This window comes from Pseudomonas sp. FSL R10-1350 (assembly GCF_009600525.1).
Taxonomy (GTDB): Bacteria; Pseudomonadota; Gammaproteobacteria; order Pseudomonadales; family Pseudomonadaceae; genus Aquipseudomonas; species Aquipseudomonas helleri.
Map to the genome: position 1 here is coordinate 1 of NZ_WIVR01000033.1, position 22,231 is coordinate 22,231.

18 protein-coding genes are annotated in these 22,231 nt (G+C 58.4%); 2 read left to right on the plus strand and 16 right to left on the minus strand.

The features are described 5' to 3' along the window. Window positions 1–196: 196 nt before the first annotated feature. From garD to GHO25_RS15380, 3 genes are all read right to left on the minus strand, one after another. Window positions 197–1,750 (minus strand): galactarate dehydratase, encoded by a 1,554-nt coding sequence (garD, locus tag GHO25_RS15370; protein WP_048372932.1) that lies wholly within the window; start codon window positions 1,748–1,750, stop codon window positions 197–199. 60 nt (window positions 1,751–1,810) lie between these two features. Then, complete coding sequence (gene kdgD / locus GHO25_RS15375) at window positions 1,811–2,722, minus strand: 5-dehydro-4-deoxyglucarate dehydratase (protein WP_153391155.1); 912 nt, start codon at window positions 2,720–2,722, stop codon at window positions 1,811–1,813. A 327-nt stretch (window positions 2,723–3,049) separates the two neighbouring features. Further along, window positions 3,050–3,532 carry an Lrp/AsnC family transcriptional regulator gene (locus tag GHO25_RS15380; protein ID WP_048372938.1) on the minus strand — a complete coding sequence of 161 codons (483 nt, stop codon included), beginning with the start codon at window positions 3,530–3,532 and terminating at the stop codon, window positions 3,050–3,052. Window positions 3,533–3,668: 136 nt separating this feature from the next. On the opposite strand from GHO25_RS15380, the gene GHO25_RS15385 reads away from it, so the two are divergent. Both GHO25_RS15385 and GHO25_RS15390 read left to right on the plus strand, forming a co-directional pair. After that, complete coding sequence (locus GHO25_RS15385) at window positions 3,669–4,295, plus strand: LysE family translocator (protein WP_048372939.1); 627 nt, start codon at window positions 3,669–3,671, stop codon at window positions 4,293–4,295. A gap of 134 nt (window positions 4,296–4,429) precedes the next feature. After that, the gene (locus GHO25_RS15390; protein ID WP_153391156.1) at window positions 4,430–7,606 is read left to right on the plus strand and encodes an autotransporter domain-containing protein; all 3,177 of its coding nucleotides are present in this window, start codon (window positions 4,430–4,432) and stop codon (window positions 7,604–7,606) included. Here the strand turns inward: GHO25_RS15390 and GHO25_RS15395 are convergent. From GHO25_RS15395 to GHO25_RS15455, 13 genes are all read right to left on the minus strand, one after another. Continuing rightward, on the minus strand, window positions 7,603–8,319 hold the full coding sequence (locus tag GHO25_RS15395) for a hypothetical protein (protein WP_372240941.1): 717 nt from the start codon (window positions 8,317–8,319) through the stop codon (window positions 7,603–7,605). The genes GHO25_RS15390 and GHO25_RS15395 overlap by 4 nt on opposite strands. Window positions 8,320–8,705: 386 nt before the next feature. Next, window positions 8,706–9,200 carry a hypothetical protein gene (locus GHO25_RS26580; RefSeq protein WP_256677234.1) on the minus strand — a complete coding sequence of 165 codons (495 nt, stop codon included), beginning with the start codon at window positions 9,198–9,200 and terminating at the stop codon, window positions 8,706–8,708. Window positions 9,201–9,219: 19 nt separating this feature from the next. Beyond that, complete coding sequence (locus tag GHO25_RS15400) at window positions 9,220–12,351, minus strand: toxin VasX (protein WP_256677235.1); 3,132 nt, start codon at window positions 12,349–12,351, stop codon at window positions 9,220–9,222. After that, window positions 12,351–13,247: a DUF4123 domain-containing protein gene (locus tag GHO25_RS15405; RefSeq protein ID WP_153391157.1), complete on the minus strand. Its 897-nt coding sequence runs from the start codon at window positions 13,245–13,247 to the stop codon at window positions 12,351–12,353. The genes GHO25_RS15400 and GHO25_RS15405 overlap by 1 nt, the downstream gene beginning before the upstream one ends. Window positions 13,248–13,319: 72 nt before the next feature. Next, window positions 13,320–13,832, minus strand: a complete 513-nt coding sequence (locus GHO25_RS15410; RefSeq protein WP_048372946.1) for an Hcp family type VI secretion system effector — start codon at window positions 13,830–13,832, stop codon at window positions 13,320–13,322. 474 nt (window positions 13,833–14,306) lie between these two features. Continuing rightward, the gene (locus GHO25_RS15415) at window positions 14,307–14,885 is read right to left on the minus strand and encodes a TerD family protein (RefSeq protein ID WP_153391158.1); all 579 of its coding nucleotides are present in this window, start codon (window positions 14,883–14,885) and stop codon (window positions 14,307–14,309) included. Window positions 14,886–14,997: 112 nt separating this feature from the next. After that, window positions 14,998–16,032 (minus strand): TerC/Alx family metal homeostasis membrane protein, encoded by a 1,035-nt coding sequence (locus tag GHO25_RS15420; protein ID WP_048373027.1) that lies wholly within the window; start codon window positions 16,030–16,032, stop codon window positions 14,998–15,000. A 50-nt stretch (window positions 16,033–16,082) separates the two neighbouring features. Beyond that, entirely contained in the window at window positions 16,083–17,255 is a 1,173-nt protein-coding gene (locus GHO25_RS15425) for a TerD family protein (protein WP_153391159.1), read from the minus strand. A 192-nt stretch (window positions 17,256–17,447) separates the two neighbouring features. Further along, a complete protein-coding gene (locus tag GHO25_RS15435) occupies window positions 17,448–18,122 on the minus strand; it encodes an HAD family hydrolase (RefSeq protein ID WP_048372951.1) in 675 nt (224 codons plus the stop codon). Window positions 18,123–18,131: 9 nt separating this feature from the next. Beyond that, window positions 18,132–19,079: an HpcH/HpaI aldolase/citrate lyase family protein gene (locus GHO25_RS15440; RefSeq protein ID WP_153391160.1), complete on the minus strand. Its 948-nt coding sequence runs from the start codon at window positions 19,077–19,079 to the stop codon at window positions 18,132–18,134. Continuing rightward, window positions 19,079–20,173, minus strand: a complete 1,095-nt coding sequence (locus GHO25_RS15445; RefSeq protein WP_153391161.1) for a cysteine protease StiP domain-containing protein — start codon at window positions 20,171–20,173, stop codon at window positions 19,079–19,081. The genes GHO25_RS15440 and GHO25_RS15445 overlap by 1 nt, the downstream gene beginning before the upstream one ends. After that, the gene (locus tag GHO25_RS15450; protein WP_153391162.1) at window positions 20,166–20,924 is read right to left on the minus strand and encodes a trehalose phosphatase; all 759 of its coding nucleotides are present in this window, start codon (window positions 20,922–20,924) and stop codon (window positions 20,166–20,168) included. Before GHO25_RS15450 ends, GHO25_RS15445 begins: the two co-directional genes overlap by 8 nt. Beyond that, window positions 20,914–22,050, minus strand: a complete 1,137-nt coding sequence (locus GHO25_RS15455; protein WP_153391163.1) for a phosphoribosyltransferase domain-containing protein — start codon at window positions 22,048–22,050, stop codon at window positions 20,914–20,916. Before GHO25_RS15455 ends, GHO25_RS15450 begins: the two co-directional genes overlap by 11 nt. Between the last annotated feature and the right edge of the window lie 181 nt (window positions 22,051–22,231).

The window sequence follows — 22,231 nt, forward strand, 5'->3', positions numbered from 1 at the left end:
TAAGGGGTCAATGTGTCCTATTAAAAGTGTTCGCGATGTCTCCGAACATTGTGTTCGCTATGTCCCCGGTCCATACACTCCCGAAGGAGAGGGAACCGATTGGGGGATGCTGAAGATACTCGGCGGCCTGTTTGCTGCGCGACAGCGCGGCGTCGAAGACGGGGCGGCCCCTCCTACAGTGGGTGATGCGTTGGATTCAGGTAATGGGTGCCGGGTTGAACAGGGTGAGGTCGTTGTGCAGTTTGTGCTGTTCGGCCCAGGTGTGTTTTTTGCCGCTGGCCACGTCCAGGTAATAGTGGAACAACTCCCAGCCCAGCTCTTCGATGCTCGCCCGCCCGGTGGCGATGCGCCCGGCGTCGATGTCGATCAGGTCCGGCCAGCGCTGCGCCAGTTCAGTACGGGTCGATACTTTCACCACGGGCGCCATGGCTAGACCGTACGGGGTACCACGCCCGGTGGTGAACACGTGCAAGTTCATTCCGGCCGCCAGTTGCAAAGTGCCGCAAACAAAGTCACTGGCCGGGGTGGCACAAAAAATCAGCCCTTTGTGGGTAAAGCGTTCGCCTGGGCCGAGCACGCCGTTGATCGCACTGCTGCCGGACTTGACGATAGAACCCAGCGACTTTTCGACAATATTCGACAACCCGCCTTTTTTGTTGCCCGGCGTGGTGTTGGCGCTGCGGTCAGCCTCGCCTTTGGCCAGGTAACGGTCGTACCAGTCCATTTCACGCACCAGTTCCTGGGCAACCGCCTGGCTTTGCGCCCGCGAGGTCAGCAGGTAAATCGCATCGCGCACTTCGGTGACTTCAGAAAACATCACCGTCGCCCCGGCCCGCAACAGCAGGTCCGACGCGTAGCCCAATGCCGGGTTGGCGGTGATCCCGGAGAACGCGTCGCTGCCGCCGCATTGCATGCCGAGGATCAGTTCGCTGGCCGGCACTGTTTCGCGGCGACGCTGATCGAGCTTCTGCAAGCGGGTTTCGGCCAACGCCATGATCTGTTCAATCATTTCGGTAAAGCCGTGGCTCGCCTCCTGCAAGCGGTATAACCACGGCTCGCTGAGGTCCACCGAAGGGTCGTTGTCGTGCATCACCTGCCCGGCCTGAAGTTTTTCGCAGCCCAGACTGATGACCAGCGCTTCGCCGCCCAGGTTGGGGTTGCGCGCCAGATTGCGCACGGTACGAATCGGGATGTAAGCGTCGGTGGCACTGATCGCCACGCCGCAACCGTAGCTGTGGGTTAGCGCCACCACGTCATCGACGTTCGGGTAATGCGGCAGCAGTTCGTCACGGATGCGCTTGACCGCATGGTTCAGCACCCCGGTCACGCACTGCACGGTGGTGGTGATGCCCAAAATATTGCGCGTGCCCACGGTGCCGTCGGCGTTGCGATAACCCTCGAACGTAAACCCTTCAAGGGGCGCCTGTGCGGCCGGTACCTCGGTGGCCAGCGGCAGGCTGTCTAGCGGTGGCGCGGTGGGCATGCGCAGTTGGTCTTCATTGACCCAACGCCCCCGCGCAATCGGCTGCAAGGCGTAGCCAATGGTTTGCCCATAGCGAATCACTTCGCCGCCCTGGGGTATATCGACCAGCGTGACCTTATGGCTTTGCGGCACAAAGTCCAGAGTCACCAGGCCATCCGCCAGCTCGGTACCGGCAGGCACACCCTGGTCATTCACCACCACGGCCACGTTATCCCGCGCATGCAGGCGGATGGTGCGCGGCGAGTCGGCATGTTCAATCAACGTCATAAGCCCGCTCCTTGGTTTTACGCAAAAGGCCGCTGATTGCTCAGCGGCCTTGGGCATTGTTTATTGCGGGCCTTGCTTGTCGATCAAGGCGGCCAGCGCTTCGTATTCTTCCGGCAACAAATCAGTCAGCGGAGCGCGCACCGGGCCTGCGCTGTGGCCAGAAATGGTCGCCCCGGCCTTGACGATGCTCACGGCGTAGCCCGCTTTGCGGTTGCGGATGTCCAGGTACGGCAGAAAGAAGTCGTCGATGAGTTTGCCCACGGTGTCGTGATCTTCGCGGGCAATGGCGTGGTAGAACTCCATCGCGGTTTTCGGGATGAAGTTGAACACCGCCGAAGAGTAAACCGGCACGCCCAGCGCTCTGTAAGCCGCGGCGTAGACTTCTGCCGTCGGCAAACCGCCGAGGTAGCTGAAGCGATCACCAAGGCGACGGCGGATCGAGACCATCAGTTCGATGTCGCCCAGGCCGTCCTTGTAGCCGATCAGATTCGGGCAACGTTCTGCCAGACGCTCCAGCAGCGGTGCGGTCAAACGGCAGACGTTACGGTTGTAGACCACCACACCGATGTTCACCGACTTGCACACCGCCTCGACGTGGGCGGCAACACCGTCCTGGCTGGCTTCGGTCAGGTAGTGCGGCAACAACAGCAGCCCTTTGGCGCCCAGGCGCTCGGCTTCTTGCGCGTATTCGATGGCCTGACGGGTAGAACCGCCGACACCGGCCAGAATCGGCACGCTGGTGGCGCAGGTATCGACCGCAGTTTTGATCACTTGCGAGTATTCGCTGGCCGCCAGAGAGAAAAACTCACCGGTGCCGCCTGCCGCGAACAAGGCAGACGCGCCATACGGGGCCAGCCATTCCAGGCGCTTGATGTAGCCCTCACGGTGAAAATCACCCTGAGCATTGAAATCGGTGAGCGGAAAAGACAGCAGGCCAGACGAGAGGATGGACTTCAGTTCTTGTGGATTCATTATTCGAACACCCTGGGACGTGTTGTGGGGATAAGGATGGCAGCACTTAGCTTTGTCGTACGTCATCGTACAACTATTAACATTATCGTCAATCCCTCTTATTGAAATCACGCCCACAGAGGCGCCTTGGCCGCTCAATAGCCATAGGCCAAGGGCCGTATTAGAGCGGTCAAACGCTGGATGAAATAAATATCAGAAAGGCTAAATCTGCGGATTTAAGTGCGTACAGCGATGATAGCGCTTTGCGGTCCCGCGCAGATTCGTGCCTCGTGAGTGCCAACCGGGCATGCCATTAAACAAGCCGCGATGTTGTACGATCACAACGCCTCATCCCTTGGGGCCTTTGACCGGATACGCCATAAACGGCTTGATTTCCTTGAGCACAAACATGCTTTGCATCTCTTTGATCCCGGTCAGGCGCCGGATGACCGACATGGCAAAGTCGGCAAAGGTGTCCAGGTCCCGCGAGACCACTTGCAGCAGAAAATCCGCATCGCCGCCAATGCTGTAGCAGGCCACCACGTCTTCAAGGGCCATGACCTCCTGCTCAAACTTGCGCGCTTCGACTTCGCTGTGGCGGTCAATGGTGACCCGCACAAACACAAGCACGCCGAGGCCGATCTTGCGTCTGTCCAGCACCGCGCGATAGCCCTGGATGACCTTGTGCTCTTCCAGTTGTCGTACCCGCCGCCAGCAAGGCGAAGCCGACATGCCGATACCATCGGCCAGGGTCTGATTGGTGGTGCGCCCATCCTGCTGCAAGGCGGCAAGAATTTTGGCGTCAATGGCGCTCAAGCTCTGTTCGGTCATAAATACCCCGTGGATTATTTTCAGGGGTAAATTTGACCCCAATTCAGCCAACCGGCAACCGAAACAGACCAATTTATCCAGCGCCTGCGGGATATGCTTATTGACACACACCCTCAGCCAAGGATGAATCCGGATCATGCTCGAACTCTCTCAAGCACTGACATACACCGCCGCACTGGGCGTCGCCGCGGCCATACCGGGCCCCGGCATGGCCGCTCTGGTTGCACGCAGCGTAAGTGGCGGCGCCCTGCCCGGCTTCAGTTTATTGTCTGGATTGATCCTGGGCGACCTGGTGTATTTGTCCTTCGCGGTGTTTGGCCTGAGCCTGATCGCCCACTACTTCGACGCTTTGTTTGTCTTGGTGCGAGCGTGTGCGGCAGTTTACCTGGGCTATCTGGCCTGGCAGTTCTGGTGGGCGAAACCGCAGCCGGTGGTGCTAGGTCGGCCGATCAACAAGCGCGAGCTGTTCAGCGCCTGGCTGTCCGGCCTGACCATCACGCTGGGCAACCCGAAAACCATCGCGTTCTACCTGGCGCTGTTGCCGCTGGTCATCAATCTGGAGTCGGTGTCGCTGCACACGTGGGGCGTCGTGCTGGTGCCGTTGACCATCGCGGTGCTGTTTATCGTCGGCGGTCTCTTTGTGCTGGGCGCGGTGCGCATCCGCCACTTGCTCGCCAGCCCGCGCGCTCAACACTACCTGTTTAGAGGCGCGGCGTTGATGATGCTGGGGGCAGCGCTAGCCATGCTGGCGCAGAATCTGTAAGAAGCGCCCTGAATAATCGGTTTGCCCTACGACACTCCCGGACCTCTCTCCCGGCCAACCCCGCCGCGTCCGATACGCATCCTGTTGCAGATTGCCCACGCTAAGCAGCGTCAGCAATCACGCAAAGGATCCCCATGTCGAACGTACCGCAATCTCGGCGGCGAGCACTGCCGAGCGCCTGCTCATTGCCCGCGAACACCCTCACCCTGGGCCTGTTGGCGGGCTTATGGACGCTGCCAGCACACGGTCTTGCCTATCACGAACAAGGCCGCCTGCACGACGCCGCCAGTTGGCACAGCCAGGAATTCACTCAGGATTGGGGCCTGCAAGCCATCGGTGCAGACGCCGCCTATGCGCGGGGGTTAAGTGGCCGCGGGGTGAATCTGGGTATTTTCGACTCCGGTGTCGACCTTCGCCACGGTGAGTTCGCAGGCAAAGACCATCGTGCTACCCGTTTGACAGACCCCGGTTGCACCCGTGAGAAGCTGACCACCGAGCTAGCTGATGGCTGCTTTTTCAGCAACGGGGATCGTGCCCAGGTCGTTTATAACGACCTACCGCCAGACGTATTGGAGGCGCTGCACTACCTGGTTTCCATTGGCGATCTTTCAAGCGATGACTTGAACGATTACCTCGACATGGCCGGCATCGAATATGAAGCGCACGGCACCCATGTGGCGGGCACAATGCTGGCTAATCGCGATGGCGTGGGCACACACGGCGTGGCCTATGGTGCCGCGCTGAACACGGTGCGGATTTTCAGCAACACCTATAACTTTCTTCCTCCCGTGTACAAAAAAACCCAGAGCATTGAACCGGGCCATTTCGACACATCCACGCCCACCTATAAGCAAATGCACGCGCAGAACGTACGCGCGATCAACCACAGCTGGAACCTCTCTGACCGCTTCGCCGACCTTGATCAACTGACGGCAGCGCTGGCAAAACACCGTGAGGGAGTCGGACGCTCCGTGGCTCAGGGCTCGCTGGATTTCGGCCTGCTCCAGGTCTGGGCGGCCGGTAATACAAGCTCGCCAAACCTCTCCCCTGAACAAGCCCCCATGGCGGGTGTTCTCGCGACGCTACCGCTGGCCATTGCGGGCCTTGAGCCGTACTGGCTGAGCGTGGTCAATGTGGACAAAAACCTGACCCTTTCACCCGGCTCATTTCGCTGTGGCTACAGCATGGACTGGTGCGTAGCAGCCCCCGGGACCGCTATTGCTTCGTCGGTAGTCAGCGGCGAAATTGACGCCAACAAGTGGTACGACGAAGACGGCGAGGTCAATGGCTTTGAAGTGACAGGCGACCGGCCGGTTTTTGGTTATGAAACCTGGTCGGGTACCTCCATGGCCGCCCCGCATGTGACGGGCGCGCTGGGGTTATTGATGGAGCGCTTCCCGTACCTGGACAACCCGCAAATCCGTGATGTGTTGCTGACCACCGCTCACGACCTCGGCGCGCCCGGTGTCGATGAGGTCTATGGCTGGGGGCTGATCGACCTGAAAAAGGCCATTGACGGGCCGGGGCAACTGCGGGTCGATACCCACGTACAGATGGACCGTCGCGCAGGCGGCGCCGTGGTCTGGCAGGGTGGTGCCTGGGACGATTGGCGCAATGATATCGGCGGCCCGGGGCGACTGAACAAAGACAGTGTCGGCTGGCTGCGCCTGAGCGGCAATAACCGTTTTGCCGGTGCGACCCTCAACCAGGGCATTCTGGAATTCGACGGCACCAACCACCTCACCCGCGACATCACGGTTGAAGGCGGATTGCTGCGGCTCAATGGCGCCTTGCATGGTTCTGCGCTCAACGTTAACGGCGGCATCGCGCAGATCAACGGCCAGGTGACCGACGCCACGACCTGGGTCGGTGCGGCCGGTTTGCTCAGTGGTGACGGCGAACTATCCCACACCCACGTGCAGGGCACGCTCATGCCGGGCAGCGAACACCGGGCCTTGACGGTAAACGGCGATTACCAGCAACAGGCCGGCTCAACCTTGATCGCCCGTCCCGGCTTAAACCCTGGCCTGCCTGCGCTACAAGTCACGGGCACGGCCCATTTGCAAGGCGGTACATTGCGTTTGGCGCCTGCGCCGAATGTGTTCGCCCTGGGTCAGCGCTACCGTGTGTTGCAGGCTGACGCGGGGATTAATGGCCGATACGACGCGCTGGATCATCAGGCGTTTTCACCGTTTCTCGGGTTCACCCAAATCCACGAGGCCGAGCAGTTATCGGTTGATGTCAGCCGTGGCCTGCCGTTGGTGTCGGCAGCCAATAGCGCCAACCAGCGCGCCATGGCCAAGGCTGCCGATGCACTGCCCATGTCTGCACCTTTGGCACAGCGCCTGACCTCACTGTTCCCGGAGCCGGCGCAACGGGCGCTGGACCAGCTCAGCGGCGAACTGTATGCCAGCACCCAGTCGGTGGTGCTGGAAAATAGCCACGTTATACGGGATGCCGCCCTCACCCGCGCATCGGGCCTGTCGCCTTCTGGCCTGTGGGTACAGGCGTTAAATCAAAACGGTCGACTCGACGGTGATGGCAACGCCGCGAAAGTCAGCCACAGCAACACCGGGGTCATGATCGGTGCCGACCATGGGTTCGAACAGGGCACGCGCGCGGGGCTGCTGTTCGCCAACAGCCAAGGCCGTGTCAACACCGGGAGCGCGGGCAAAGCCTCGCTCGACACTGTCCAGTTCGGCCTGCATGCGGGACACACCTGGAACGCGTTTGGGCTTTACGGCGGCCTGGCCTATGCGCGCAATACGATACAGAGCAAGCGCCGGGTCAGTTTTGCAGACATCGATGAAGGCCTCTCAGCCAATTACCTCAGCCACACCCGACAGCTTTTTATCGAAGGCAATTACCGCTTGAACTACGACGCCTGGGCGCTGCAACCCTATGTGCAACTGGCCCATGTACGAGTGAGCAACGAAGGGTTTAGAGAGCGTGGCGGCCAGAGCGCCTTGCAGGGCAGTAAAACCAGCAGCGCGGTTAATTTGAGCACCACGGGCGTGCGTTTCACGGTTGACCTGAGCCAGCGTCAGATCGGCCCATCGTGGTTGAGCTTCAACGCAGGCCTGGCCTATACACACGCCAGCGGCGACCTGCAACCCACCACCCAGGTTGCCTGGCAGGGCGCCAGCAGCCAGCGCATTGCCGGCGCCCCACTCAGCAGCACCGTGCAACTGGACCTCGGTGCGGTAGCACGCCTTTCGCGGGGCAGCACGTTAAGCCTGAACCTGAATGATCAACGCGGTAAACGCTCACACGAACAAGGCGTCACGGCGCAGTACCAGTACACGTTTTAAGGCCTGTTCACCTCGGCGAAAATCTCCGTTATCGCTCGCCGGGGTGATCGTTTGACCAGCGCTTTGACCTTGGCGCTCAAACGAAGCAACTCGGCGCTGGGCTTGGCCCATTGCTCGGGCGGCAGCGGCTCGGACCATTCACGCATCGCCTCGGGCAGCGCTTTGCGGCCGACCTTGGCGATGCGTTTTATCTCCCATTCCACCAAGTGGTTGGGCAGGGTCCATAACGTCATGACGTGGTAGACGTACCAAAAAAAGCCGTAGATCCAACCCACTTCTTTCTCCCGTATACGCCGATGCAAACTGGCGCGGGCATTGCGAAATGTGTGCAGGCCTTCATGGGGCGGGTCGCCGGGAGCCTGAAGTTCCAGCGGGTCCTGGATGGCGAGCAGGTCGTTGAGTTCGTACTCCATGTAGCCGCGCACGGCCTCCCAATTGGCAATCGCCAGTTGCAGAGCGCCGCACTGGAATTCGACACTGACCAACTCGCCTTCATGCACAAAGCCCATGCCCATCCCGTAGTGGCGGGTCACGCCGTATTGCGTCGCGCTTTGGCCTTGAACCACCCAGGCAGACAAGGATTCCCAAGGGACGAACAAGGGTTGTGTGGCGCCTTCGGGCATAAAACAGACTTCACGGCGTTGACGGTTGAAGCGGGTGGGGATGACTTTGGTGAAGAGTTTGTGGGCTTGGAGCCAGACGTAAAAACACATAGCTGATCCAGCGAACCACATAAATAAAGCGTAGCCCCAGACAGCATAAAAAGAATCTACTGCAAACTCCCAACTCTCGGCTGAGCTTCCACCCAGCGCCAAAACCATGACCCAGCAAAATAAAGGGAACCCGAATCCCATTAAGCATGATGAACTGAATGGCCCACCCAGCCATATTTGATATGAATAAACATTCGGTTCTCCGCCTCCGAAATCTAAATAGATATCGTTGTAATCACCGATATAGGGGCAATAAGGCTCCGCTGCGGTAGGTAGGGGTAATGGAGCTAAATAGGTCTGCTGACCACCAGAAAACTGCTCTAGGTCACCTGCTACCTTTTGGGTCCCATTGATGGATGATTTTGGTAATACAACTTTGGCTTTGCTCATGAAAATAAATCCAAGGCATCGACATCAATCACCACTAAAGGTATTCCCGAACTTGACTCGAAGTGCTGCTTCGCAGAGAGAAATCGTCCGCTTTCATGAGGATTAAAACGAATACGGTACGTACGCGAAGCTAAATTTCCCTTCTCACGCAGCGACTGGAGTTCAAGTTCTATCAATAACTCTTCGGATAATTTACCCAGTACTCGCTGCGGATTACGTGGATAAGTGAGCTTTAGCAACAAAGGTGCAGGACCACTCTGCTCCTTTTCCAGCCTGCTCTCCTCACGATACAAGCCCGCCTCTACCTGTTCGGTTACAACCTCACGCTGCTCAATGGGTTTGCCTCGATCACCTTGCAGGAACGTAGTTATTCGCAGCGCACCAACTCTAAGGCCATGATTGGCCTGACCTTCTAGCGTGGGTTGATAGTCAGAGACAGTCATCCCAGGAAGAATCACGAATATCTCACCCGGCTTTGCGCTGGGCAGCATACTCTGCCAGAACGGTTCGTCATCTGATCGCTTGATCTCTACAAAGGGCGCCTGCTGCTGCAGGCGTCAAGTAATGCTGAAACTCTTGAAGGCTTAAATTTTCACGTTTATCTGCCTCAAGCCCCCATGGGGTGCTTTGCAGCCAACGATCGTGGCCGCTGGTGTTGTAGCGGTTGTAAAACCAAGTACCTGCCAATTCCAATAACGTAAAGAATGCACCGGCCCAGTTAAAGCGAAAAAAGACACTGCTTAGACGAGTTCCAGCAACCTTCCACGCCGTCTCACGGGCCGCCCCTTTAGCAGTATTCAATACATCTAATCCTGCCCGTACTGTATTAACAACCCCATAAGCATTGCTGGCCGCCAGACCACCTGCAGCAACCATCGTTATCAAAGCTCCGGTTTGAGCGCCTCGATTCCCGCTACGGACTGCTTGTAACCAATTACTGTGGTAGTTCTTAAGGCTGATAACAGCAGCAATAAAACCAGCTAAATAACTAAAAACTCCCAATCCAACATGCAACTTGCCCATCGTGACTTGCAGCCGACTGAGCGAAGTTAGAGCCAAACCATCTCCTAGCTTTTTAACCTGAGCGCTTAGCGCCGTGTCAAATACGCCCTGAGCCGCCGCAAACCCGGCAGCACCAGTGGCAGCGAACGCACTTATTAGAGGTAACCATTGCCTCTTATCACTCGAAACAGCCAGTGTCTCTCTAAACACCTGCACCAAATTCACCGCCTGTGCCACAAACAGCAACAACGCCGCGCCATCCCCCAGCACGTTCATCACCGGCGCGCGATGGACACCTTTACGAAAGTTATCCATCAACCCGGCCACTTGCCGTTTGCCTTCATTCGGGAAGATAACCGTCAGCCCTGCTTTGCCCTGTGTCGAACCGAAAATCCGCGCATGTTCATCCGGCAACTCCGGGATGGGGCTCAGGCTGGCTGCCAGCCGTCTTTGCTCCAGATCCAGCCGTTGGCTGTCGTACTGGATTTTCTCCAGCAGTTCCCGGGAGGTCTGCGATTTGTGCCCGTGTTGACGATTGGACCTGGCCCGTTTCTGTTTAAGCAGGGCTATTTCCTGGCGCAGTTTGAAGGTCTCACCCAGCGTTTCGCGTAACGCGGCCTGTTCTTGTGGGGTCGCAAAGTGAAACGTCACGCCCTCGGTTTTGGCCGCCTGCACTATCCGCGATTTGAGGGCGATGGGCAGTCTGCGCAGCAGTTCTTCAACGTCGGGCATGGCGTTGCTTTTGAAGAACTCGTCAAAGTTGACCAGCACGTTTTCCAGCCCGCGATTAAGCGCCGGGGTCAGGGTGTTGAGGGCGGCATTGGCCACTGAGCGGGTGCTGTCGGGAAGGTCGTCCAGTGCCGGTAAACGGTTATGTTCAATGCTGCGCAGGCGGGCCAGGAGTTCAGGACTGTTGTTGAACAGGACCATGCCCGCAGCCAGCAAAAACGCGTAGTGCACCCACAACGAGGTTTGGTCGCTGTAGGGCAAGGTGTAGTACAGCGGGCGGCTGAATTGCGGCTTTCGCTCGCTGTACGCCAGCAGTTGTTCACAAGCGTCGTCGCTGCGGCAAATGTCTTTGAGGCAGGCATATTCAGTGGCAAACGCATGCCCGGCGTGGCCGATGTCCATCGGGTCGAAGTACCAGCCCGCTTTATGAAACGCGCCCGAACACATCAGTTTGACCCGGTCGGCAGTGATGGCATCGAGCAGGTGGTTCCAGCGCGTCAGCCCGGCTCGATGGGCGAGTAATTCTCGGTCCATTGCTTCGCGGTCGATCAGGTCATTGACGCCGCGTTGGCCAAATTTTGCGCCGTACAGCAGGTCATCAACTTGATTGAATCGGTGCTTGCCCAAAGCCATTAAGGTTTCGAAATGCGTGTCGACAAAAGCCACGGGGGCGACCTGAAAATGTTCGCGGGTGTAGAAACGACGGTCGACGTCTTCTGCAGCGCTTCGAGCATTTGAGCCCATGGCAGTGCCTTTTAAGCGGTCCTCATTGGCCAGCATCTGCGCCCGTTGACGCAACACCTCCAACTCCGCCGGCACCGGGCTGCCCGCGTGCGGCGTCATCAAGCCGCCTCTTTCGAGGTACTCAATAATCGCGCCATCGGTCACCCCTCGCTGCGGCTCAGCCATGCCCTGCAAATCATCCAGCAGTGCTTTGTGCGCCGGGTCCGTGCTCTCACCGATCAGCGTTTTGACATCCAGCGCATTGAGTTGACTGAGGGATTCGATGTAGCACGCCAGTACATAGTCGCGTTCGTTGTTGCCCTGCTTCGCCCCACCATTGCTCCAGTCGTCGATCCAGCCAACCACGTGGTCCTGATAATTGGCCAGGTCGCGCATCACCCCCAAGGTGTCTTCCAGCACCAGATACAGCGTGTCGTGCCGGTACTGTGGATGAATGCAGCCGGTGAGGCGGTTCATGGAGGTTTGAGCGAAGCGCGCGGGCGTTTCCCACAGATAAGGCAAACGCTCATGCTCGGGCAGTTCCGCGTCCAGCCGTTGTTGGGTGGTGTTGGTGTGCTCGGCCAGGGTGCTGCCAGGGTTCTGTTGCTCTGCCTCGATTCGTTCGGTCGCGACTTCGGCCAGCCAATGTTCAGTCATGTCCGGGGTCAGCAGATGGGGCCCGCCGGTGTCGCACTTGGCCTTGTTCAAGTCGACCGCTTGCATAAAGTGATTACGCTCGGATGGCGCATTGAGTACTTGCTGGCACTTTTTCGCGGTCCACGGGACTTCGGAATACGTGACGTACAGCGTGCTGGTTTTGGCGTAAATCAGCCTCGGTTCGTGGATCGGTGCTTCACGGTCGTCGTCGAACACCGCCTGACCTTGCCACAGCATGGCGCTGACCAGACCGTCTTCAATACGGTACTCGGACAAGGTGCCGCTGCTGCCCTCAATCACGTACAACCAGCCATCGCGCAACAGCCGGATGCCCAGCGGCCGGGCGTCGAGGCTGTAGGGCATGGCAACCTCGCTCGCGGGATCGAGTGCCGGGTTGTCGACGATGGCGTAGCGCAGCGGGATCAACTGCACGGTGGTTTTCATCAGCGGGCACGTGCCCATTCTGTTTCGCGCATCATCGCGGGAGAGGTTGACGTTATTGGGGTTTTTGGGCCAGAAGGCGGTCGACATCAGGCGGGCTCTCTCAGGTGCAGTGCTCGGCAGCGGGCGATTTCGGCCACTTTCTCGATGCGTTGCGCAGGTGTAAGCGCCGAGACGGTGGTCAGTTGAAGGTGTAAATCGGGATGGTCCCGCAGGGCGTGTTCGCCGAGGTAGCCGTGCACATTGGCGTAAAGGGTGATGTCGAGTTCACTGTTAAAGCCGCGCTCATAGGCCATGCTCGCCAACGCGTGAACATGCGCCCAGCGCTCGCTTGGCGAGAGGTGGACCTGGTACGCAGGAAAGTAATGACGTAGATGCCGGTCGAGCCGCAGCACCACATTGCGAAAACTGACGACATCCAGCGCACTCGCCTCTTGCTCCGAGAGTAAGTAAGGCGTGCCTTGTTGCGGGATGGGCGCAGGGCCGGGGCGCTGATGGAGGTGCCAGACACCCTGCGCTGCGTCGGCGATCAGAATCTGCTGGCAAGGGCCAAACAGGGTGGGATCCCCCGCTTCGACCGCCAGCGCAAATAACGCATGCATGACCGAAGGGTCTGCCAGACGCAGAAACACACGCTGTTCGTGGGGCATGCGGACCACGGTCAGCCAGCGCAGATGGGCAATCATGGACGGCCATTCACCGTCACAAAACAGCAGGTAGCCCCACTCTTCTTCGGCTTTGGCTAAAAAGTGTTGGAGTACGGGCTGAGCCGGTGTCTCGACTTTCAGCACACGCGGTGACAGCTCTTCAAGACCCGGCATCGTCGAAGCGGTGTACAGCGGCTCAAATACCCAGGGGTTGCTCCACTGCACCAGTTGTTGGGAGCGTTTGATCAGGCTGACCGCGTCCAGTAATAAACCGCAGCGTCCTTGCCACTCAAGGTCGGCAGGTAGACCTGCCGACAACGAAAGATCACGCGTATCCATTGAATGCCTCCTGCGAACGACATCAGCCCGCCGAGGCGGGCTGATGAAGTTTATGGGTACTTGGGTTTAACCTCAGACCGGGGTGCGCCAGTCATCAGAGCCAGAAGTACCGCTGATTTCGTGAGTCCAGGTGATTTTGCGGTAAGTGAACTGCACGTCTTCCAGGTGGGTGAAATGGCTGTTAGCCGGGTCCTGGCAGTTGTGCATGTAGTCTTTGATGTCGACGATGATCGCGTCTTCAATTTTGGTGGTGTAGTAGTGCTCTTGCGTCCCGGAAGCCGATGTCCGAAACCATTGAATAACGATTTCAGTCATGCGCTCGCCGGAGGTCAATGCTTGCAGCAGCAACGGCGAAGACTTGTCAAAAACCTTGGTGATGCACAGTGGCTTGTGAACACGCTGACCGGTGGCCTGACCCGATTGCGGATCACGCGGGATGATCACCTCGTGGCTGAAACCTTGAACCATGACCTGGTCTTCGTGCCCTTCCTGATAGGTGTTACCCACTGAATCGGCCGTGAACGCGCCGGATGTGATCAGGCCCTGTTTTGCACCGGTGATGGACATATACGCTGGCGTAGCCATGAAGCTCTCCTTGCACAAAAAATGTGATAACCCGGCAAACAAAAACGTTGCGCGGCCATAGGAGAGTTCAATAGTTGTGCCAGTTAACGTTCAGCCCTTATAGATCAACGCCTGTAGACGAACGTGTGTTTATCGACAGGGGATTTAGGCGAAATATCAGGGAAAAGTGCGCAAGGTGTTGCGCACTGCTGCGCAAAAAGTTGCGCAGTTCGCTGGAGCCCTTTGTTGATCAGGCCTACAGCAAAGTATTCGGTGTAAAAACAGCGTTTAAGTGCGCAATTTTTTGCGCAGTTGTTAAGTGCAGTTTTGTGACCGGCTACAGCGATGAAAGGAGCATGTTCTCACGCTCAACAATCAAGAGATCGCGAGGCAAGCTCGCTCCTACAGAGGGCGAAATTTTGGATGGCTGCGGGATTTAACACAAAAAAAAAGACCCTGCCCGGCATCGGGGAGGGTCTTTTTTAACGCAAGGGATTAGCCCAGGTTTACGCCGTGAGACGCGGCCAACGGGCCCAGGCCGCCAGCAAAACCCTGGCCGATGGCTTTGAACTTCCACTCGCCATTATTGATGTACAGCTCGCCAAAGATCATGGCGGTTTCGGTTGAGGCGTCTTCGCTCAGGTCATAGCGCGCCAGCTCTTTGTCATTCGCCTTGTTCACTACGCGAATGTACGCATTGGCGACTTGGCCAAAACTCTGCTTGCGCCCGGCCGCTTCGTGAATGGTGACGGCAAACACCAGTTTTTTGGTGTCTGGGGCAAAGCCGGACAGTTTGACGTGCACTTGCTCATCATCGCCATCGCCTGCGCCCGAGCGGTTGTCGCCCTGGTGCACAACGTTGCCGTCCGGTGAGGTTTTGTTGTTGTAGAACACAAAACTGCCGTCGTTCAGCACTTTGCCGCTCTCGCCAACAATAAACACCGAGGCGTCCAGATCGAACTCCTGGCCGTCGGTTACCCGTGGATCCCAGCCCAACCCCACCACGACCTCGGTGAGACCCGGTGCTTCTTTACTCAGGGATACATTGCCGCCTTTACTCAGACTTACTGCCATGTGCGTGAATCCTTATTTAAAGAACTGAATGGGAACGGCTTGAAAGACCAAGCCATCCCCCCTCGACTGCATCGTGTGCTGCGCCTCCTGGCCGTTGAACAAGGCAAAGCTGTCAGCCGTTTTTAACGTCCGATTTTTCTTCTTTGCCGGGGAAAACAACGCTGGCCGCAATGCCGATGGCCAAGACCACCAACACCACCAGCAAGCTGGTGTTTGGCTCAATGCTGATGCCATGGCCAAACAGGTGGTTGGTTGCATTCAACGCCAGCTTGGCGGCGATAAAGAACAACAACGCGATAACCGATTTTTCCAGGTGCACCAGATAACGCTTGAGGGCTTCAAGTACGAAGTACATGGTCCGCAAGCCCAAAATCGCAAACATCATGGCGGAGTAAACGATCAGGGGTTCACGGCTGACGGCGATGACGGCTGGCACGGAGTCGAAGGCGAACAGGATGTCCGAGACTTCAACCACCACCACACACAAAAACAGCGGCGTGGCGAACAAGGCGCCTTTGCTGGCCAGGGTCATGCCCTTGTTTTCGGGCTTGGTGATCTCCTGCTCCAGCACCGTGCGCGACACAAAAAACTGGTGACCGTGCAGCTTTGGCCACACCGGGAACAGTTTTTTCGCAAACCGGTAGGCGACGTGTTTGGAATAGTCTTCGTCTTCGTCGTCTTCATTGCCGCGCAGCATCATGACCGCAGTCCAGGCCACAATCACCGCAAACAGCACTTCCACCCATGGGCCAAAAGCCAGAAGCCCTGTACCGATCGCCACGAAAATCAAGCGGAACACGATGGCGCCGATGATGCCCCAGTACAGAACACGGTGACGCAGCACATCGGGGATCTTGAACCAGGCAAAGATCGCCATGAACACAAACAGGTTGTCGACGCTGAGGACTTTTTCCAGGGCGTAACCGGTGACAAACAGGCTGGCCACGCTCGGACCATGGGCGTAATACAGGTAGCCCGCAAAGGCGAGAGAGATCAGCACCCAAAAAATCGACCAGCAGGCCGCGTTGGTCAGCGTGACGGGTTTATCGCTTTTGTGGGTAAACAGATCGATTGCCAGGGCAATGACCGCAAGTGCTACAAATACAGCGATGGTCGTTGGCGGAAAGCCAATTGCCGTGTTTTCCATGGTGTCCTCAAAAATCAAAATCGCCAGCTTCGGCGGTCGTTATATCGCGGTCATTTAGACCCGGCAGCCCAGCGCATGCCCCAGCCAAAGGCCGTGTCCATGTCTGAGTGGCCATTGTAGAACTCAACCTTGCGATTGACCTTGACGCTGCCGCCAATGTTTTCAAGCAAGACGACAGCGCACATGCCTTTGGTACCGCCCTCTTCGCTCAAGCGCACTTCGACGGGCGGTTCGCCCGGCATGTGCAAAGTGATGACGCCGTCAGTGGCCTGCCAGTTCGGCGCGCCTTTGTAGATGAACGCGTAGACCAGCACCCGTCGTACTGCGTGCCACTGTTTGCCATTGATGCGCAGCCACTCGCCATCGCTGGCGGCTCCGGTACGGTCATCGCCCATCAGTTGAATAAACGGCTCATCGGCAAATTCGCCAAACGCATTACCCAGGGCCTGGACGGCGCCTTTGCGGCCGTTTTGCAGCTCGTACAGGCAACCCACATCCAGATCGATACCGCCTGATTTGCCGAGCAACGCTGCAAAAAAGCCACCGCCGCCGCTGTTTTGCGGAGCCCGGTTCCAGTTGAGGTTTATTTTGATCTCGCCGAAATCCCCGTCATTTTTAACGAGGCTGATGGAGGGGCGCTGCTTGTCGAGGGTGACCTTTGACAGGTTGACTCGGGTTGCCGGAGCCGGCACCACAGGCGCAGGGGATGGCGTGACCGGGGCGTCAATTTCCATACCGAAGTGTTCCGCCAAGGGGGCCAGGCCGCCAGCAAAGCCCTGAGCGACACAGCGGAATTTCCACGCGCCCTGGCGACGATAGAACTCACCCAAAATCAATGCGGTTTCCGCCATGCCCTGCGTCGGAATCGGCGCCTCTATGCCGCCGCTTACCGCCACGGTCAGATGGGGAAATGCCGAGAATTTAGCCTTGTTTTCATAAACGGTGGCGGTCAATGCGACTTTGTCGACTGCGGGATCAATTGCCTGCAAGTCGAGGCTGAACACTGCCCGACCGGGGCCGGACTCAAGCAGTTTGACCGCGCCATTGTTGACCGCTTTCTGGCCGAAGAAGCACATGTCGTTGTCGCCACGCACCTTGCCCGACGCAGTGAGCAGGAATGCCGAAACGTCCAGCTCCGCGCACGGCACAGGGCTGTAGCTGACGGTCACGTTCAAGGTTTGCGTATTAACGCCCGTGTTGGCGCCCGGCGCCAGAAGGGTCATAAACACACCACCAGGGGCGCGTTGCAGGTCAGGTTTGACCCAGTAGATACTTTTTTTAGCCCCGCCCCGGCCTCCATTTCCAGGGATATCGCTTGGTTCTTTGACAACGAAATAGCCATGTAGCGTTTCCTTTCCTTGTCTGAACTCAGGGACGGGGGCCGACAGTCACTGCTGAGTCTTGGTCTGTTCTGCTCAGAGCTCCTCTCGCAGACACACATCCAATGGCCGCTTGCGACGCCACAGCGCATGAAACTCGCGCCAATGTGGCTCTTGGGCTGCCCCCAGCATTTGCTCGTCGCCCCGGGTGTCTCCCCAGGCACGTAATGTGTATTGATCCAAAGGCCCGTACCGGGCCTCCAGCCGAATGACTTTTTGCTCGCATCGGCAGTTGGTGCCGTCGATCTCTCCGGTCAGCACGCCATCAACCGATTGCAGCCGGGTGCCAATGAGCGCGATACCGAGCTTTTTGGCAAAGGGCTTGAGCACCAGCTCTGGCGAGGCCGAACAGATGGTCACGATGGCCTTCTGTTCAAGCTCGGAGGCGACCGATACTAAGCCCAAAGGTCGCATCAGTTGCTGCCAGGAAGCGTCACAAAATGCTTCGGCACGCTCGGCCACCCATGCTTCCTTGGCTCCGGTGAGATAGACCGTGATGAGTTTTTCTTTCAAATCATTTCGGCTGATCCGGCCCAGCAAATAAGCGGTTGTCGCCGGGATCATTCGCAAGAGCCGCATCGCGAACAAGCGGTTGCCAAACGCGAAGCGCAAAAAGGGCACAAAGCTGTCGTGATAGGTCAACGTGCCATCAAAATCGAAAGCCGACAGGACCTGTTTGCCCTTCTCAGGCGTATTTAAAACTTCATTCAACCGATTGCTTCAGCCCATCGCAGGCTGCCTCCAAAAAGGGTCTATCGAGCGGGTCATTTCGGGGCGAACCCCTTGCCAATGCGCTCGTTCAATAATCATTTGCGCCCATTTGCCATGGGTCGCAGGTTCACACATTGCATCGTTGAACTTGAACACCGCAGGCGCCGCATCACTTTGTATTTGGCGCGCACTGTTGAAATCTTCAAGGCTGACTTGCAGCGCCCTGTGGATAACTGCAATTTGCCCCGGATGGATCGCGGTTTTACCGACAAGCCCGTGGGCGATATCCAGCGCCAATTCATGCTCCAGCAACTGCGGCGCGTTGAGCTGTTCAAACACCGGCGCCGTCAGCGCAAACCCCGCAGAGCCCATGATCCCGCATAACATCGGGATAACGTAACCCATCGGTGTGCTGTAAAGCGTCATCGTCGGTGAACGACGCAGCCCCAGAGAGCCCATCAGATCATTACCGCCTATGCGCAGGGCAATGATACGCCCCGGCAGGTGTTCGAGCAGGGCACTGCGCAATTCAACCATGGCGCCAGGGTCAAAGACCTCAGGTGTTTCAAAGGTTGGCATCAACATCAAGTCGTCGCAGGTCACGGCCTGTTGCCACTCGCGCAAGTTGCTCAGACACAGTTTAGGCACAACAAATCCATCGACGTGGCGCATTAATGGCCATTCATTGAGCTGCGCCGCCATGCGGCTGTCACGCGGCCGGATAAACAGAATCGGCCCGCCGAACGGTCGACCGCCCCGCGCCTCGATAGCCTCCAGCAGGTGTTTGAGATTGGTCAGTGCCTGTTGCACATCGGTGGCGGCCACGGCGTCTTCGAGGCACAGCACCAGCGAACGCAACCCCTGGATTTTTTCACCAGACACCACGTCCAGGAGGTCAGTCCGGGTGGCCGGCATGTACAGCGTGGCACCCAAGGCATAGGGAGAATGCTTGATCATCAGCGCATGCTCCTGATGACGGTGAGGGCGCGATACGGCCCCAGTTCATCACCGACTTCGCGGACCTCGATGTTGGCCTGACGGCTCAGGTGCATCAGCAGCTGCACGTCCTGATCGTCACGCCGGCGCACCAGCACTTGCTCGGGCACGCGGCGCATGACGGCACGGGTCGCCTCGGCAATACCGGGCTTGATCCGGTTGCTGTTAAGTACCGAAAAGCGCTTCGAGATACCGTCCAGCACACTTTGCGCGCGGCGTTGCAACGCCCAGCTCTGTGCCAACGTCCAGGGTTGAGCGCTGGCGGGCCTGGTTAACCGGGCACGTTCGGTTTCGATGCTGTGGATAAAACTCATGGTCACGTCATGCCCAGCCAAATGAGGGTACATCACGCACCCTTGCAAGCCGGGTTCTGGCGACCAGATTGAGCGTGATACCAGACCGGACACGGTGGCCCCCAGAATCCCCGAGGGGATCAGCCAATCTTCAGCAGACGCCGCCAGCCAGGCACGCCCACACGGATCCGCCAACACCACCAACCGTGGCCGGGGTGCAAAGCGCGAATCGGCGGCAAGGCTCTCCCGCAGTTGCTCGCTGATTGCTCCTTTGCCCGTCCAGCCATCAACGAAGACAATGTTTTCGGCACCGTGGGCCTTGATGACCGCTTCGAGGGCCACGTTGTCGATGCCACGGTCGCGGACAATGCTGACCCCGTAATGCCGGGCATCACGACCGGCTTCAAGCAATGCTCGGCGCAGCAATACGCCCAGCGGCACCCCGGCGCGCACAAATGACACCAGCGCAAGGGTGCTGCCGGTGCAACGTTCGTTCAAGGCGTTGGCCAAGGCTTGCACATCCGTGGCCATGCGCGCCGCATTTTGCGCCAGCGCCCGTCGATAGAGGTTTTGATGAGGCTGGGAGGGCGCATGCTCCTGACTGATCATTTCGGAGTAGTGGCGCTGCCGGGTCTGGATCAGGTGCTCTTTTTCCTGCACATCGGTGGCTTTAATGTCCATCGCACGCAGTAAAAAGTGCACATCATCACGACCGTAACTGCCGCTGCCGACGGTATTCAAACCCGCATAAACATTACGCATGGTCCACGCTCGCACACACATGGCTGGCCAGTTGGCCGCATTTTGGGGTGCCCCACCAGTCGCACTCAGCCATAAAGCCCAGGTCTGACACGCTGTCGCCAAAGCCGAGCAATGGCCGTTTGCCGTTGAGTGCCTGATCGCGGCGAATCCACTCGCGCACCGCTTCACGCTTTTGCAGCGCCAACGGCAGGAAGGCCAGATTATTCCCGTTACCCTGTACGTTGAGGCCGTTTAGCAACCCCCGCGCCTTGGCCTCTGCACACACGACCAGCAGCGCCTGATCGGTTTCATGGCTGTGTTTGGTCACCACGTAAGTGGCCAGGCCTTGCTCCTCCACCACCCAACTGCGTAGCGAGAAGCCCAACTCTGCGCCAATCCCCCGGGTTTGCTCGCTCAGGCGGTGCAAACGCGCCTGCTCCGGCGCCAGTTCGTGGCACATGCGCGCATGCCAGTCGCCATCGGGCACACCTTCTGCGCTGAGGATGACGCCACCGTGGGCACAGATGGCCCCGTGCGCGAATGGAAGCTGCACCCGCTGATACGCCTCAACGCTGCGCGCAGTCACGGGAACCACGTCGGTGGTGGCCAGCAACCACTCAACAAAGCCCTGCTGCGTCGCACTCATAAAGCCATTGGGCTGGCCAAAAGCATCAAGCGTGGCGGTGCAGCGCGGCCCTTCGGCCATTTTGCGGGCGGTTTGAAACAACGTGTCGTCGAGGTCAACGAACACCAGCGGGCGATTAATGGCCATAAACAATGACCTGCGCATTCAATGCCCTCAGCAACGCAGGATCCAGCGCAGCCGCCGGGGTTTCGCTGCAAATCAGCACACGGTCAAACTGGCCGGGGGCGACGTTGTATAAAAAATTGGGAATGCCCAGGCCGTAGTTGTCGCGAAATGACAGCGCATGATCGATGGCGTGCCCCAAGGCGATGGGTGAACGGCTGGTGGCGCTGAAATGCACATCAGCGCCCGAACGCTCCAGCCGCTCAGCGAGCAAAAAAGGCGGCCAGACAAACTCACTGGTGCCGATCACCACAACCCGCTCGCCGGGGGCGACGTGCAGCTCGGGGGCCAGTGTGTCGCGGTGTTCGCACACGCCCATGCGCCCCCAGTCTCGATCAGGCTCAAGTGGCCAATGACCTTGGCCCACTGTGCCGACGCTGGGCATTTCTGGCGGCTCGGCGTGTGCATCTTCGGCAAACGTGTAGCGCCCGGCGAGCAGTGAAACGCTGCTGGCGTGACTGCCCTTGGCCTTACGCAACGCACCCTGGGACCAGTCGGTGAGGGTTGCGCTAACGATGCGCTCAATCGACTCAAGCCCGGCGTCAGCCAGAGCGTTACACACATTGATAAAGGTCGTGCCGGTGGACGCCTCGTCATCCACCAGCACCAGTGAGCGGGCCGTCAGCATGAGGGCACGGGCCTGCGCACTCTGCGGCAGGTGCAGTAAATGCGAAGTGGCGTGGCTGTGTTCTTCTTCAAAACGGGCAAATACCGCGCTGCCCGTTGGATGCCGGGTGCTGCACAGATAAACACTGTCGTTGCGCGTGCGGGCCAAGGCGCGGTGCACGCCAGCGCCAAGGCCGACAGCCGTTTCGGCCATGCCGATGACCAGCACCGGGCCGGGCAAGTCAGTTGGGATTTGCGCAGCCAGCGCATCGAAACACTCAGCCATCAACGACGGCCGGGCTGGAATGTGCCTCCCCAATACACACGAGACAAACAAAAAGGCGCGCTTGGGGTTACGCCGTTCAGCAAAACGGAACAGGGCCTGTGGCTCAAAAGTCGATGCATTGACCTCAACCTCCAGGCGACCGCGCTTAAGGTTTGCGGACAAAGCCTTGGTGCCGATCATGGGTTTAGCGCTGCTCATCAGAGTCTATTACCTGGGAATACGTCGAAAGAGCGCGGACGATTCGCCAGTGACCCGGCTAAAACAAGCAGAAAATCGTTACCTAACATGCCGGCATATGCGCCGAAATCTCGCTAAAACTGCGCGTTTTCACCTTCACAGCGAACCGCATCCTCTCGTCGCGGCAATATGACGAAATATT

Bases quoted from the DNA above. Each gene is read 5' to 3' on its own strand.
- GHO25_RS15380 (WP_048372938.1), bottom strand. From the start codon at position 3,532: ATGACCGAACAGAGCTTGAGCGCCATTGACGCCAAAATTCTTGCCGCC.
- GHO25_RS15405 (WP_153391157.1), bottom strand. From the start codon at position 13,247: ATGGATACGCGTGATCTTTCGTTGTCGGCAGGTCTACCTGCCGACCTT.
- GHO25_RS15400 (WP_256677235.1), bottom strand. From the start codon at position 12,351: ATGTCGACCGCCTTCTGGCCCAAAAACCCCAATAACGTCAACCTCTCC.
- GHO25_RS15395 (WP_372240941.1), bottom strand. From the start codon at position 8,319: ATGTGTTTTTACGTCTGGCTCCAAGCCCACAAACTCTTCACCAAAGTC.
- GHO25_RS15420 (WP_048373027.1), bottom strand. From the start codon at position 16,032: ATGGAAAACACGGCAATTGGCTTTCCGCCAACGACCATCGCTGTATTT.
- GHO25_RS15445 (WP_153391161.1), bottom strand. From the start codon at position 20,173: ATGCGTAATGTTTATGCGGGTTTGAATACCGTCGGCAGCGGCAGTTAC.
- GHO25_RS15425 (WP_153391159.1), bottom strand. From the start codon at position 17,255: ATGACCCTTCTGGCGCCGGGCGCCAACACGGGCGTTAATACGCAAACC.
- kdgD (WP_153391155.1), bottom strand. From the start codon at position 2,722: ATGAATCCACAAGAACTGAAGTCCATCCTCTCGTCTGGCCTGCTGTCT.
- GHO25_RS15390 (WP_153391156.1), top strand. From the start codon at position 4,430: ATGTCGAACGTACCGCAATCTCGGCGGCGAGCACTGCCGAGCGCCTGC.
- GHO25_RS15455 (WP_153391163.1), bottom strand. From the start codon at position 22,050: ATGAGCAGCGCTAAACCCATGATCGGCACCAAGGCTTTGTCCGCAAAC.
- GHO25_RS15410 (WP_048372946.1), bottom strand. From the start codon at position 13,832: ATGGCTACGCCAGCGTATATGTCCATCACCGGTGCAAAACAGGGCCTG.
- GHO25_RS15440 (WP_153391160.1), bottom strand. From the start codon at position 19,079: ATGATCAAGCATTCTCCCTATGCCTTGGGTGCCACGCTGTACATGCCG.
- GHO25_RS15415 (WP_153391158.1), bottom strand. From the start codon at position 14,885: ATGGCAGTAAGTCTGAGTAAAGGCGGCAATGTATCCCTGAGTAAAGAA.
- garD (WP_048372932.1), bottom strand. From the start codon at position 1,750: ATGACGTTGATTGAACATGCCGACTCGCCGCGCACCATCCGCCTGCAT.
- GHO25_RS15385 (WP_048372939.1), top strand. From the start codon at position 3,669: ATGCTCGAACTCTCTCAAGCACTGACATACACCGCCGCACTGGGCGTC.
- GHO25_RS26580 (WP_256677234.1), bottom strand. From the start codon at position 9,200: ATGCTGCCCAGCGCAAAGCCGGGTGAGATATTCGTGATTCTTCCTGGG.
- GHO25_RS15450 (WP_153391162.1), bottom strand. From the start codon at position 20,924: ATGGCCATTAATCGCCCGCTGGTGTTCGTTGACCTCGACGACACGTTG.